The organism is Kitasatospora terrestris, from assembly GCF_039542905.1.
Taxonomy (GTDB): Bacteria; Actinomycetota; Actinomycetes; order Streptomycetales; family Streptomycetaceae; genus Kitasatospora; species Kitasatospora terrestris.
In genome coordinates this window covers 7,935,235-7,948,918 of record NZ_BAABIS010000001.1, presented here as the reverse complement: position 1 = coordinate 7,948,918, position 13,684 = coordinate 7,935,235, and the positions used below count along the sequence as shown (strand labels likewise).

Annotated in this window: 10 protein-coding genes; 3 read left to right on the top strand and 7 right to left on the bottom strand. The window is 74.0% G+C overall.

All coding sequences use genetic code 11. The features are described 5' to 3' along the window. Positions 1–550: 550 nt before the first annotated feature. Together ABEB06_RS36225 and ABEB06_RS36220 are read left to right on the top strand one after the other, a co-directional pair. On the top strand, positions 551–1,804 hold the full coding sequence (locus ABEB06_RS36225; RefSeq protein ID WP_345702099.1) for an alpha/beta fold hydrolase: 1,254 nt from the start codon (positions 551–553) through the stop codon (positions 1,802–1,804). Further along, positions 1,801–3,390: an alpha/beta fold hydrolase gene (locus ABEB06_RS36220; RefSeq protein WP_345701181.1), complete on the top strand. Its 1,590-nt coding sequence runs from the start codon at positions 1,801–1,803 to the stop codon at positions 3,388–3,390. Before ABEB06_RS36225 ends, ABEB06_RS36220 begins: the two co-directional genes overlap by 4 nt. A gap of 10 nt (positions 3,391–3,400) precedes the next feature. Here ABEB06_RS36220 and ligD read toward each other — a convergent pair whose 3' ends face one another. From ligD to ABEB06_RS36205, 3 genes are all read right to left on the bottom strand, one after another. Continuing rightward, positions 3,401–4,294, bottom strand: a complete 894-nt coding sequence (gene ligD, locus ABEB06_RS36215; protein WP_345701180.1) for a non-homologous end-joining DNA ligase — start codon at positions 4,292–4,294, stop codon at positions 3,401–3,403. 102 nt (positions 4,295–4,396) lie between these two features. Beyond that, positions 4,397–4,852: a VOC family protein gene (locus ABEB06_RS36210; protein WP_345701179.1), complete on the bottom strand. Its 456-nt coding sequence runs from the start codon at positions 4,850–4,852 to the stop codon at positions 4,397–4,399. 506 nt (positions 4,853–5,358) lie between these two features. After that, positions 5,359–6,309 (bottom strand): serine/threonine dehydratase, encoded by a 951-nt coding sequence (locus ABEB06_RS36205; RefSeq protein WP_345701178.1) that lies wholly within the window; start codon positions 6,307–6,309, stop codon positions 5,359–5,361. A gap of 92 nt (positions 6,310–6,401) precedes the next feature. On the opposite strand from ABEB06_RS36205, the gene ABEB06_RS36200 reads away from it, so the two are divergent. Continuing rightward, positions 6,402–7,742: an outer membrane protein assembly factor BamB family protein gene (locus ABEB06_RS36200; protein WP_345701177.1), complete on the top strand. Its 1,341-nt coding sequence runs from the start codon at positions 6,402–6,404 to the stop codon at positions 7,740–7,742. On the opposite strand, the gene ABEB06_RS36195 is transcribed toward ABEB06_RS36200, so the two are convergent. The 4 genes from ABEB06_RS36195 to ABEB06_RS36180 all read right to left on the bottom strand — a co-directional run bounded on the left by ABEB06_RS36195 (position 7,718) and on the right by ABEB06_RS36180 (position 13,612). Beyond that, a complete protein-coding gene (locus ABEB06_RS36195; RefSeq protein WP_345701176.1) occupies positions 7,718–8,164 on the bottom strand; it encodes a luciferase domain-containing protein in 447 nt (148 codons plus the stop codon). The two genes, ABEB06_RS36200 and ABEB06_RS36195, sit on opposite strands and share 25 nt — an antisense overlap. A gap of 101 nt (positions 8,165–8,265) precedes the next feature. Further along, a complete protein-coding gene (locus ABEB06_RS36190) occupies positions 8,266–12,105 on the bottom strand; it encodes an amino acid adenylation domain-containing protein (RefSeq protein ID WP_345701175.1) in 3,840 nt (1,279 codons plus the stop codon). Positions 12,106–12,134: 29 nt separating this feature from the next. Then, the gene (locus ABEB06_RS36185; RefSeq protein ID WP_425559831.1) at positions 12,135–13,070 is read right to left on the bottom strand and encodes an EamA family transporter; all 936 of its coding nucleotides are present in this window, start codon (positions 13,068–13,070) and stop codon (positions 12,135–12,137) included. After that, complete coding sequence (locus tag ABEB06_RS36180; protein ID WP_345701174.1) at positions 13,067–13,612, bottom strand: nuclear transport factor 2 family protein; 546 nt, start codon at positions 13,610–13,612, stop codon at positions 13,067–13,069. The genes ABEB06_RS36185 and ABEB06_RS36180 overlap by 4 nt, the downstream gene beginning before the upstream one ends. Positions 13,613–13,684: the final 72 nt, after the last annotated feature.

Sequence of the window (13,684 nt, the reverse complement as noted above, 5' to 3'; positions counted from 1 at the left end):
CCTGACTCCGCGTCGGCCCGGCCTGCTCCAAGTGGAGTCCACCGGTGGTGTCCGTCCGTCCGTCCCCGCACGCTGGCCATGGCCCGCGCGCACCAGGCGGCGGGCACATCCACGCGGCGTCCCCCGATCGGGGGCGGACGGGGCGTCGGAGAGACGGAACCACATGGTGGAGCAGGGCAGGCAGCAGAGTTGCCCGCCGCGCGTTCGCGCGGCCGGCAGGTCGGTACGGCGGTGGGCACAGCACCGGTACGCGCGCAGGCGCCCCCGGGGTGCGCCCGCCGGGGCGGCGGTCCTCGCGGGCGCCCTGGTGCTGCTGGGCGCGGCGGGTCCGGCCCCGGCCGCGGCGCCGGCGGGGCACGGCGGCGGGTCGGGGCACCCGGCACGGTTCGTGCCCGGCCCCTGCCCGCCGACGCCGGAGCCGGTGCCGGGGCGCTGCGGCTTCCTGGAGGTGCCGGAGAGCCGTGAGCACCCCGGCGGGCGGACGATCCGGCTGGCCGTCGCGATCGTCCCGGCCGCGTCCTCGGAGCCGGACCCGGACCCGGTGGTGTTCATGGAGGGCGGCCCGGGCGGCGACGCGTTCGGGTCCATCCCGTTCCTGATCGGCTCCGGGGTGAACCGGGACCGCGAACTGATCGTCATGGCGCAGCGCGGGACGCTCCACTCGGAGCCGAACCTGGCCTGCCCGGAGGTCGACCGGTTCAACGCGGCCGCGGTCGGCCTGCGCTACGGCACGCCCTCGACCGGTCGGCTCCTGGTACGGGCCACGCAGGAGTGCCGGGACCGCCTGACGGCCGACGGCGTCGACCTGGGCGCGTACAACACCTTCGAGAACGCCGCCGACTTCGCCGACCTGCGCGAGGCCCTGGGCGTGGGGCGGTGGCACGTCTACGGCTACTCCTACGGCACCGACCTGGCCCTCACCCACCTGCGCCGGCACCCCGGGGGGATCCGGTCGGTGGCGATCGACTCGGTCGCCCCTCCGCAGGTCATCACCCTGCCGTGGACCTGGGACAGCGCCCGCGAGGGGCTGGACGCGGTGTTCGCGGCCTGCGAGGCCCAGCCCGCCTGCGCCGAGCGCTACCCGGGCCTGGAGCGGACGCTGACCGAGCAGGTCGGACGGCTGGAGGCGGACCCCCTGACGCTGACGGTGCAGCCGCCGGCCGGGGGCGACCCGGTGCGGGTCGTCCTCGACGGCGGCGCGCTGGTGGACCTGCTGGTCGCCAAGGCCGTCCCGTTCGCGGACCTCCCCGCGGCGATCGACGAGCTGGCGCACGGGAATCCGGAACGCTTCGCCCGGGCCCGCGCCGCCGGCGCGACGCCGGTCGTCGGCGAGTTCGCCCAGGGGCTGAAGGAGTCGGTCGCCTGCGGCGAGTGGGTGCCGGGCCACGCGGCGGACGAGGTGCTGGCCGCCGGGCGGCGGGCCTTCCCCGGATGGCCGGACTCCGTCCTGGCGCAGGCGCCGCAGCTGCCCTTCCAGTACGACGTGTGCGACGTGTGGGACGTGCCCGACCGCACCGCCGCCCAGCGGGTGCCCACCGTCAGCGACCTGCCGGCGCTCGTCCTCTCCGGCACCTTCGACGCGAAGACCGGGGCCAGTTGGGGCGCGTACGCGGCCCGGACGCTGTCCCGCTCGACGGTCGTGCGGATCCCCGGGATCGGCCACTGGGTGGTCCCCCAGTCGTGCTGCGCGGCGGACGTCCTGGTCTCCTTCCTCGCCGACCCGGCCGCGCCCGACACCCGCTGCGCGGCCGGCCTCGAGCCCGCCCCGTTCACCATCACCCCCGAGCCGGAGGCCGTCCCGTGACCATCCGCCCTCCCCGCCACCGCCGCACCGCCCGCCGGCTGCGGACCGCCCTGGCCGGCGCCGCCGCCGGCGCCCTGCTGGCCGGCCTCGCCGCCCTGCCCGCCCACGCCCGGGGCGGCGCCCCGGAGCCGCTCGGCACCGCCGCCGGCACCTGGGGGCACGCCCACTACGAACCGGGCCCCTGCCCGCGGACCGCCGACCCCACCCCCGGGCTCGACGACGCCCGCTGCGGAACCCTCACCGTGCCCGAGGACCGCTCCCGGCCCACCGGACGGACGATCGCCCTCGCCGTCGCGGTGGTGCCCGCCGAGGCCCACCGGCCCGCACCCGACCCGATCGTGTGGCTCGCCGGCGGCCCCGGCGACGACGCCAACTCCGAGATCGGGCTGGCGCTGGCCGGCGGCCTGAACCGCGACCGGGACCTGATCTTCATGTCCCAGCGCGGCACCTACTCGGCCGACCCCGCGCTCACCTGCCCGAACATCGACGCGTTCAACGCCCGCGCGCTGAACCTCGTCTGGGGCGCGCCCTCCACCGGCGCCCTGCACGTCGAGGCCACCCGCGCCTGCCGCGACCGGCTGACCGGCCTGGGCGCCGACCTCGGCGCGTACAACAGCACCGAGAGCGCCGCCGACTACGCCGACCTGCGCCGCGCGCTCGGCATCCGGGAGTGGAACGTCTTCGGCATCTCCTACGGCACCGACCTGGCGCTGCTCTACCAGCGCCTGCACCCGGAGGGCCTGCGCTCGGTCGGCATCGACGGCGTCCTGCCGCCCTCGCTGGCGAGCGGCGCGGTCACCTGGAAGGCCGCCCGCGAGGGCTTCGACGGCATCTTCGCGGCCTGCGCGGCGCAGCCCGAGTGCGACGGCCGCTACCCGGACCTCAAGGGCACCTTCGAGCGGCTCGTCGTCGAGCTGGAGGCCCACCCGGTCACCACCGAGGTCGCCGTCCCGGGCCACCCGGACCCGGTGGAGGTCGTGCTGGACGGCGGAGTCCTGGTGAACTGGCTGACCTTCGCCAGCCACCTGGCGGCCGGGGTGCCCCGCTCGCTCGACGAGCTGGCGCACGGCAACCCGCAGCGGATCGCCGAGCAGTGGGCGGGCGGCAAGCTCGCCCCGCAGGCCGTGGGGCGGCTCTCGCACGGCCTCGCCTACGGCGTGTTCTGCAGCGAGTGGACGCCGTTCGAGACCGAGGCCGACGTGCTCCGGGCCGGGCAGCAGGCCTTCCCCTCCTTCCCCGCGTCGGTGCAGGCGCAGGCCCCCGGGCTGGCCTGGCTGCACGACGACTGCCGCGCCTGGGACGTCCCCGCGGCCCCGGGCTCGGTCCGCGACGTGACGGTCAGCGACATCCCCACCCTCGTCCTGTCGGGCGGCTTCGACTCGCAGACCGCGCCGAGCAGCGGCCCGTACGCCGCCCGCACCCTGAGCCGGTCGACGGTCGTCACCGTCCCGTACGTCGCGCACGTGGTCTTCGCCGACTCGCCCTGCGCGCAGTCCGTCACCCGGTCGTTCTTCGACACCCCGACCGCGCCGGACCTCGCGTGCCTGGCCTGCCTGGAGCCGCCCGCGTTCGAGATCGCACCGTGAGCCCGCGGATCTAGCCCCGCGGGAGCTCGCCGGCGTCCGTGAGGAGGCCGGCGAGCAGGTCGCCCCGGTCGGCGACGCGCTCCAGGACCCGGTCCGGGGTGAAGGCCAGCTGCTCGGGCGACTCGCAGCCCTCCACCTCCGCCCAGGAGAGCGGGGTCGAGACGCCCGGCACGGCGGTGGCGCGCAGGGTGTAGGGCGCGGCGGTGGTCTTGGCGGTGGCGTTCTGCGACCAGTCCACGAGGACCCGCTCCCGCCGCAGGGCCTTGGCCATCCGCGCCACCACCAGCCCCGGCAGCTCCCGGGCCAGCCGCTCGGCGAGCGCCTTCGCGTACGCGCCGACCTCCCGCGCGGGCGCCGGCCGCAGCGCGGCGTACAGGTGCAGCCCCTTCGCCCCCGAGGTCTTCGGGTGGGCGGTCAGCCCGTCGGCGGCCAGCAGCTCGCGGATCACCAGCGCCACCCGGCAGCAGTCGGTGAGGTCCGTGCCCGGCCCGGGGTCCAGGTCGACCACCAGGCGGTCGTGGTGGTCAGGGCCGCTGTCGGCCGTCCACTGCGGGACGTGCAGCTCCAGCGCGTACCCGTTGGCGACCGTCATCAGGGTGGCCAGGTCGTCGACGGCGACCCGCTCCTTGGGGCCCTCGCGGCTCGGAGCGGTCACCGTGCGCACCCAGGCGGGCAGGCCGGGCGGCGGGTTCTTGGCGAAGAAGCCCTCCTCGCCGATGCCCTGCGGGAAGCGCAGGAAGGCCGCCGGCCGCCCGCGCAGGTGCGGGAGCATCACCGGCGCGACCTGGGCGTAGTAGTAGAGGGCCTCGCCCTTCGTCCATCCGGTGGCGGGCCACAGCACCTTGTCGAGGTGCGAGAGGACCAGCCGGCGGCCGTCGACTTCCGTGACCTGGCGCTCGGGCATACCGGTAGATCCCCGCAGGAAGGACCGGATATGCCACAGGTCACCTGGACAGGCGTCACCGCGGTCGGGCCGCCTGGAGCGCTTCCGCGAAGCCGCGGCCTCCTAGACCACGCAGAACTCGTTGCCCTCGGGGTCCTGGAGGACCACGGCGTAGTACGCCGTCTCCGGTTCGTCCATCACCCGCAGCACGGTGGCGCCGGCCGCGGTGAGGCGGTCGACCTTCGCGGTGACCCGGCGGGTGCGCTCCTCCAGCGGGACGCCGCGGCCGCCGCCCACCTTGAGGTCGAGGTGCAGCCGGTTCTTCGCCGTCTTCGCCTCGGGAACGGCCTGGAACCACACCCGGGGCCCCTTCCCCTCCGGGTCGACGATCGACTCCGGCGTCTCCCCCGCCCCCGGCGGCAGCTCCTCGTCCGGCACGCCCGTCGCCGCCCAGTACTCCCGCCAGGTGGCGTGCCCGCCCGGCGCCGGCTCCGGCACGTACCCGAGCGCCTCCGCCCAGAACCGCACCAACCGCACCGGGTCGGCGCAGTCGATCACCAACTGCAGCTCCATCTCCATGGCGGGAGCATCCCAGCCCCCACCGACATCCCCGCCCACGCCGCGCGAACGGGCGCACAGCAACGTGCGAGGGCGACCCCGCCCGAGGCGAAGAACGCCAGAGGCAAGAACCGCCCGAGGCGGGACCACCGGAGGCAAGAACCGCGTGAGGCAAAGAACCGCCCGAGGCGAGACCGCCGGAGGCAAGAACCGCGTGAGGCAAAGAACCGCCGAAGGCGGGGACCACGTGAAGCGTGGGACCACGTGAAGCGTGGGACCACGTGAAGCGTGGGACCACGTGAGGCAAAGAACCGCCGAAGGCGGGGACCACGTGAAGCGTGGGACCACGTGAGGCGAAGAACCGCCGGAGGCGGGGCCACCGGAGGCGGGACCGCGTGAGGCAAAGAACCGCCCGAGGCGAGACCGCCGGAGGCAAGAACCGCCGGAGGCGAAGGGTCGCGTGAAGCGTGGGGCCGCCGGAGGCCCCCGGTGCGGGCTCGGGCGTCCGGTGGGTGGTGGACGGGGGCTCAGGTCGCCTGGAGGTCCACCGGGTCGGTGTTGGCGCCGCAGAGGACGACGACGACGGTCTCGCCGGGTTCGGGGCGGTAGCCGCCGGGGGCGAGGAGACCGGCGAGAGCGGCGCCGGCCGCGTGTTCGACGGCGGAGCGGCGCTGGTCCCAGAGCAGGCGGCGGGCCCGGACGATCTCCTCGTCCGGGACCAGGACGGAGCGGACGTCGGCGCGCCGGGCGGCGGCCACGGCGAGGGCGGTGGCCCGGCGGGCGCCGAGTGCGTCGGCGGCGACGGAGTCGACCGGGACGTCGACGGGCCTGCCGGCCTGCAGGGCGGCGTTCAGTGCCCGGCAGTTCTCCGGCTCGACCGCCACGGTGCGCACGCCGTGGTACCGGGCGGCGGTGGCGACCCCGGCGAACAGTCCGCCGCCGCCGACCGAGACCACCACCGTCTCCACCTCCGGGACGGTGGCGCGGATCTCGTCGACCAGGGTGCCCGCGCCCGCGGCGATCAGCGGGTGGTCGTAGGCGTGCGAGGCGAGCGCCCCGGAGACGTGGGCGAACTCCTCGCAGGCGGCCAGCGCGTCCGCGTACTCGCGCCCCGCCAGCACCACCTCGGCGCCGTACCCGCGCAGCTTGGCGATCTTGACCTCGGGGGCGTTGGCGGGCAGGAAGACGGTGGCGCGGACGCCCTGTTCCTGGGCGGCCCAGGCGCAGGCCAGGCCCGCGTTGCCGCCGGAGGCGATGGTGACGCCGGCGTCGGGCAGGGTGCCGGCCTCGCGGTGGGCGGCGAGGAAGTTCTGCGCGCCGCGGGCCTTGAAGCTGCCGGTGTGCTGGAGGTACTCGAGCGCGAGGTGCAGCCGCCCGCTGCCGGCCGCGAATCCGGCGGGCACCACGGCGACCGGCCGGACCCGTCCGGCGATCCGCTCGGCCGCCTGCCGCACGTCCGGGTAGTCGAGCTCGTCCACGCCGCCTCCGCACTCGCTGGGTTCCGGGGCCACTGTACGGCGGGGCGGTTCGCGGGAGATCATTCTGTGCGCACCCGACCGGAGGAAGCCCTGTGCCCAGCGACGCCGTCCCACTGACCGTCACCCGCGATGCGGCCGCCGCGCTGTGGACCGTCTCGACGCGCCGTCACCTGCTGGGCGTGCCGGTGGTGGACGGCGAGGAGGTGCTGCTCCTGGTGGACGGTCAGCTGACCTGTCTCGCGGCAGCCGACGGGCGGCAGCTGTGGCGCAGCCCGGACTGGGTCGGGGAGCTCGAGTACCCGCGGTCGACGCCGCTGACGGTGGCCGGCGACCACGTGCTGGTGGCCACCGCGCCGACGGCCAGGCACGGCGCACAGCCGATCGCGCTGGTCTGTCTGCGCCGGGCGGACGGCGGGCTCGCCTGGCGCAGCGACACGGTGCCGCTGTCGGGCTACCGGGCGGACGGGCAGACGCTGGTCCGCTGGCAGGGCGACCAGGACGTCGACGGGCCGCGGTACATCGAGGCGGTGGACCTCGCGCACGGCCGGGTGCTGTGGCGGCACGAGCACGACCTGATCGACGACGTGCTGGTGGCGCACGGGAGGGTGTTCGCCCGGACCGGCACCACCGTCACCCTCGCCGCGTTCGACGCCCGGACCGGCACCCGGCTGTGGCGGCGCACGGGCGAGCAGGCCCGCGGCACGCTCGCGATGGTTCCCGGGGCGGGCATCCGCAAGACCGTGCTGCTCGCCGCGTCGCAGCGCTCGGGCGTGGTCACCCGGATCGACCCGGCGACCGGTGCCGACCTCGGCACCCGCAGGCTGCGGGGAGCGAGCCGCTACGGCGCGAAGTGGCACGCCCAGCGGATGACCGGTCCGGACGCCTGGGTCGGTTTCGGCCGCCTGCGGGCGCGCCGTCTCGGACCGCTGGACTCGCTGCGCCTGCGGACCTTCTACGCGCCGCTGCAGGAGCTGTACTGGTTCGACGACGACGCGGTGGCCGAGGTCGGGGACCGGCTCTACACGGTGGCGAAGGTGGACCTGGGGAACCCGGACCACTGGCGGGCGCGCGGGACGCGGATCGTCTCGGCCCGGGTCGGCGGCCTCGGGCCGCGCCTGCTGACCGGGCTGCGCTGGCCGCGGGGGGTGCCGCGGCGGGAGCGCCGGGGCTCGTCCGTCGAGCTGACGGCCGGACCGCGCCACCTGTTCGCGGTGCTGCACCGGTTGGACGGGCAGGGGTTGGTGTCCGTCCGGGACGGCCGGGTCCGCTGGCGGCGCCCGGTGCACCCGGGGCTGCCGGTGCCGCTGGGCGGCGACCGCGTCCTGGTCTTCGACGACTGCGGCGCGCACGACCACCTGCGGGTGCTCGACGCCGAGACGGGTCTCGGCGCCGAGCCGCAGGTCTGCGATCAGCCGAGTTCGCCGACCGCGTAGGCGTAGGAGAGCTGGACGAGCGCCCAGACCACCTCCAACTCGCCGCGCTCGCGCGGGCCGTAGACCAGGATGGTGTCCTGCTCGGGGTGGCGCACGCCCCAGCCGGCCTTCTCCACCTCGTCCTTGAGCGGGTCGGGCAGGGTGAGGTGCAGGCTGCCGTCGTGGTGCGGGTGGATGTGCGCCCACTCGCGGCCGCGCTGGAAGGCGGCGGCCGGGCCGGCGCCGATGCCCTCGGGGATGAACAGCGAGCGGGCGTGCGACACCGAGACCAGGGTCGGGGCCATGTAGGTGAACGGCAGGGCCCGCATCCGCTCCCACAGCTCCTCCTGGAGCATCACGGGGGCGGTCTGGGAGCGCTGGGCGTGCGGCGCGGGGCCGTAGACCTCGGGTGCCGGTCCGGGGCGGCTGGGCAGGTCGAGCATGGGCGGTCCCTTCGGTGGAGCTCGATGACGGTCGATCAGAGACGGCTCTGGGGCGGCCCGTTGGATGGACAGGCCGCCCCGGAACCCTAACCCGCCGTCCGCTATCCGCGGTCGCGGTCACGGATGGCGGTCACCAGTTCGGTGATCCCGGCCTCGCGCAGCACGCTGTAGTGGTCGCCCTCCAGGGTCACCACGGTCGGCGGGACGGCGGAGTAGCCGGAGCTGCCCTCGATGAAGGAGTAGTCGTCGCCGGTGGCCTTCAGGATGGTCACCGGGGCGCTCAGCTGCCGCTCGGCCAGCTCGCGGAAGCTGTACTCGAACTCGTAGGTCTCCTGGACGATCCGGGTGATCCGGCGGATCACCGGCTCGCCGAGGGCGGGCAGCAGGCCGTGCACGAAGGCGACGAAGCTGTCCTCGTCCTTGGCGACCTCCAGGCAGCGCTGCAGGTCCGGGCCGCTGATGCCGCCGGCGAACACCGAGAACAGGATGGTGACGTACGCCGGGTTGCGGTACGAGGACTCGCGTCCCCACTGCTCGCCGTCGGCCTGCCGGACCTTCGGGTTGCCGGGGCAGATCAGCAGCAGGTCGTCGACCAGCTCGCCGGCCTGCTCCAGCTGCCAGGCCGCCTCGAAGGCCACCCGGGCGCCGAAGGAGTATCCCCACAGCGTGTACGGGCCCTCCGGCTGGGTGCGCCGCAGCTCGGCGACGTCCGCGGCGGCCATCTCCTTGATGGTCGGGTACGGGATCTCGGACTCGTTGATGCCGTACGCCTGGATGCCGTAGAACGGGCGGGCGATCCCGGCCTCCTGGCCGAGCAGCCGCAGGTTCATCGGGTACCCGCCGAGGCCGGGCCAGCAGTACACCGGGCGGTCGGCGCCGCCGTTGTGCAGCAGCACCAGCCGGGAGGCCGGCTCGGCGCCGTCGTCCTCGATCCGCGCCACCAGGTCGGCGAGCTTGGGCGCCTCGAAGACCACCTGGAGCGGCAGCTTGGTGCCCCTGGCCTTGTTGATCCGGTTGACCAGCGAGACCGCGATCAGCGAGTTGCCGCCGGAGGAGAAGAACTCGTCCTCCATCGACACGTTCTCGTACTTGAGGGCCTGGCCCCACAGTTCGGCCAGCCAGCGCTCGGTCTCGGTCGCGGGCGGGACGTACTCGGTGCCGGCGCTCGCGTTCCTGACCTCCTCCGAGGCGGCCAGCGCCTTGGCGTCGACCTTGCCGTTGGCGGTCAGCGGCAGCGAGTCGAGCACCAGCACCCGGTTGGGCAGCATGTAGTCGGGCAGCAGGTGGGAGAGCTCGTCGCGGACCATCTCGGCCGGGCCGCGCATGTGCACGGTGTCCTCGTACATGCCCTCGCTGAGGATCTGCTCCTCGGTGACCTTGCCGCCGAGGAAGAAGTACGAGGGGCCGGTGGCGATGGAGCGCGAGGTGAGGATGTCGTCGATCCGGCGCGCGGCGGGCAGCGGGTTGCCGGTCTTGGAGCTGTAGCCGGAGGACATGAAGCCCAGCGACAGGCCGTTGCGCTGCAGGTGGTGCAGCTTGGTGCCGAGCGCGATGTAGTGCAGCCAGTCCTGGTCGGCGCGGCTGACCGCGCTGATCCCGAAGCTGGCCCGGTCGTAGACCTGCTGGTTGATCGCGATCACGTGCCGGGGCTGGACCAGCTCGGGCGAGATCGGCTGCAGCTCGCCGTCCAGGTAGCGGTACTGGCCGGCCGAGAGGCCGTCCACCCGGCCCGGGTGGGCCTGCACGTACAGCTCGGTCGGGTCGGGGCGGCGCTTGCCGTCGTTGGCGCAGACCTCGAAGGTGCCGAGGTAGTAGTCCTCGTCCGCGACGTCCAGGCTGGCCTTGACCGCCGGGTGGTACGAGGACGGCCGGACGGTCAGGCCGTACTCGGGCAGGATCTCCTCGAAAACGCCCAGCATGTGGCCGGTCTCGAACTCCAGCACTTCCTGGATGTTGTTCTTGTAGACCGGCTCGATGGCCCGCTTCTTGCCGAGGAAGTGCAGCTCCAGGTACTTGCCGGCGCCGCCGGTGGCGCCGCCGATCCGCACCAGCGAGTGGTCCACCGGGTGGTAGTAGTAGATGCCCGCGTCCAGCCCGGGCAGGCCGCCGGTCTCCAGGTAGAGCTGGGTGGCGTAGAGCGCGCCGGGCGAGGCGTAGGAGTACTTCGGCAGCAGCCGCTCCTCGCTGCGGTACTGGCCGAACCAGCGCAGCAGCTCGCCGAGTTCCTCGAAGGAGAGCTCGTCCAGCGGGCGGGAGAAGGTGTTCACCCGGCTCGGGGCGAGCAGTTCGAGCAGGTCGTCCCGGCTGACCCTGCCGCCGTCGTAGAAGCGGTAGGTCTTGCGGGCGAAGGTCTCGCGGCGCTGCCGCTCGTTCTCCTGCTTGCCCGGCAGCACCAGGGTGGGCCGGCCGGCCAGCTCCTCCGGCTCGCGCAGGCCCGGGTCGGACAGCTGCGCCTTCACCTGGAGCTTGCTGCTCTTGGACTGGTGGTGGGAGCCCGCCACGCCCTGGTCCATCAGGGCGGCTTCCTTGGGGTTGAGCTCGATGCAGGCGACCAGGTTCTGGAAGCCGGTGCGCGGGTCGTCGGTGACGATCGCGGCGGCCCGCTTGACCCAGGTGTGCTCCTCGATGGCGAGGGCGATCTCGTCCAGCTCGACCCGGTAGCCGCGCAGCTTGATCTGGTTGTCGACCCGGCCGAAGAACTGGATGGTGCCGTCCGGGTTCCACTGCGCGAGGTCACCGGTCTTGTACAGCTTCTCGGTGGGGATGAACGGCGAGGGCACGAAGCGCTCCGCGGTCTGCTCCTCGCGGTGCAGGTAGCCGCGGGCCAGCTGGACGCCGCCGATGTACAGTTCGCCGGTCTCGCCGATGCCGACCGGGGCCCGGTTCTCGTCCAGGATGTAGCACTGGGTGTTGTCGACGGGCACGCCGATCGGGATGGTGCCGGGGCCCTCGGCGATCTCGTCCGGGTCGACCAGGTGCGCGGTGGCGTTGATGGTGCACTCGGTGGGGCCGTACAGGTTGACCAGCGAGACCCACGGCAGCTCGTCCGCCAGGGCGCGGGCGAGGCTGCGGGAGAGCGCCTCGCCGCCGGAGAAGACCCGGCGCAGCGACAGGCAGAGGTGGAACTCCTCGGTGTCGATCAGCGCCTGCAGCAGGGTGGGCACGCACTGCAGCGTGGTCACCTCGTGCTTCATGACGGTGGAGATCAGCGCCTCGGGGTCGCGGAAGATGCCGGGGGCGCCCATCACCACGCGGCCGCCGAGCGCGGGCGCGAGGATCTCCCACTGCGCCGCGTCGAAGCTCATCGGAGTCTTCTGGAGGATCGCGGTCTCCGGGCCGAGGTGGCCGCAGTCGGCGAGCCAGCGCATCTGCGACATGATGCTGCGGTGCTCGATCATCACGCCCTTGGGGCGGCCGGTGGAGCCCGAGGTGTAGATCACGTAGGCGAGCGCGTCCGGCGGGACGGAGATCCGCTCCACGTCGGAGCAGCCGCCGTCCTCGCAGGTCTGGGCGTCGGCGAGGGTGATCACCCGGGTACCGGCCGGGGCGAGTTCGGCGAGCTTGGCGACCAGGTGGTCCTGGGTGACCACGACCCGGGTGCGGCTGTCCTCCAGCATGTAGCGCAGCCGGTCCTCCGGGTACTCCGGGGAGAGCGGCAGGTACGCGGCGCCGGCCAGCAGGATGCCCCAGGCGCCGATCATCAGGTCGAGCGAGGGTTCGACGTACAGGCCGACGCAGTCGTCGTTGCCGACGCCCTGCCGGTGCAGGTAGCAGGCGAGCCGACCGGCCGTCTGCTCCAGGTCCCGGAAGGTCAGGTCCTGGTCCTCGAAGCTGACCGCGACGGCGTCCGGCCGGGTCTCGGCCTGGTCCCGCAGCAAGTCGGGCAGGCATCTGCCCAGACGGCTGTCCTGAAGTCGGGACTTGTACCGGGTGGTGTCCAACGCCTACTCCTCTTCACGCCGTTGATGGGTCATAAGGCTTTGACTAGGGGCGCCTCGGCCGGGGCCGGGGCGGTACTGCGGGGGCGCAGCTGGGCGAGCACGACCGCGGTCACCACGGCTGCGGCGCCCGCGAGTTGGAGCGGGGTGAGGGTCTGGCCGAGGACCAGGTAGCCGAGCACGGTGGCGGACAGCGGGCTGCCGAAGCCGAGCATCGAGACGGCGAGCGCGGGCAGCCGGGCGATGCCGCGGAACCAGATCGCGTACGCGAACAGCGCGCCGATCAGGCTGAGGTAGGCGAACCCGCCGAGGTTGCCGGCGGTGACCGTGCCGGGCAGCCCTTCGGCGAGCAGCGTCGCCGGGACGAGCACCAGCCCGCCGACCGTCAACTGCCAGCCGGTGAAGGTGAGGACGCCGACCCCCTCCGGCCGGCCCCAGCGTTTGGTGAGCACGATGCCGCTGGCCATGCAGACCGCGCCGGCCAGGCCCGCGACCACCCCGATCGCGTCCATCCCGGCCTGCGGCTTGAGCACCAGCAGGACCACCCCGGCGACGCCCAGCAGGCAGGAGACCACCTGGAGCGGCCGGATCCGCTCGCGCAGCAGCAGCGCGCCGAGGACCAGCACCATCATCGGCTGCGCGGCCACCACCAGCGCCGCCACCCCGCCGGGCAGGTGGTAGGCGGCGACGAACAGCAGGTAGAAGAACGCGCCGATGTTGAGCACGCCGAGGACGGCGGCCCGCCACCACCACGCGCCGCGCGGCAGCGTCCGGCCGATCGCCAGCAGCACCAGGCCGGCCGGCAGCGCCCGGACGGTGGAGGCCAGCAGCGGCCGGTCGGGCGGCAGCCACTCGGTGGTGACCAGGTAGGTGGTTCCCCAGATCGCCGGCGCGAGGACGGTCAGGGCCGAGTCGGCGGCCAGCCGGCCGCCGACCGGCCCCGACCGTCCGGCCGGGGCTGCGTTCAGCGCCGGCCCCAGCCGGCCGGCGGGTCGACCCGGCCGTCCAGGATCCGGTTGTACTCGATGTTGCGGGAGACCAGGGTCGGGGAGGCGAAGGTCAGCACGTTGGTCTCGATCAGGGTGACCCACTGCAGGGTGCCGTCGGTCTCGGACGGCTGCTGGAAGTACACCCAGATCTCCAGGTCGGCCTGGTTGCCGTTGACCAGCGGGGTGCCCTGGAGGTAGGTCATGCCGGCCTGCGGCGCGGTGACCGAGGTCCAGTAGTCGTGGATCTCCTGGCGGCCGTGGAACATCTGGTCCGGCAGACCGGGGACGGCCTGGTAGATGGCGTCCCGGGTGAAGAGCTGGACGACCCCGTCCGCGTCCTTGGTCTGCCACGCCTTCAGGTAGGCCGTCATCCAGCGGGACACGTCCTGCGGGCGCAGCGTGAACGGGCGGGCCTCGGCCGGGCCGGCCGCGGCGGTGGTGGCGGCGGTCGCGAGCGCGGCGGTGCCGGCGGTGGCCAGCCCCGCGCGCAGCACGGTACGGCGGTCGGGCAGAGCGGACATGGTGGTATTCCTCCTGACAGGGAGCACGTGACTGGTGGATTGACTGTCAGTCAAATCACGCCGCAGGCAGGC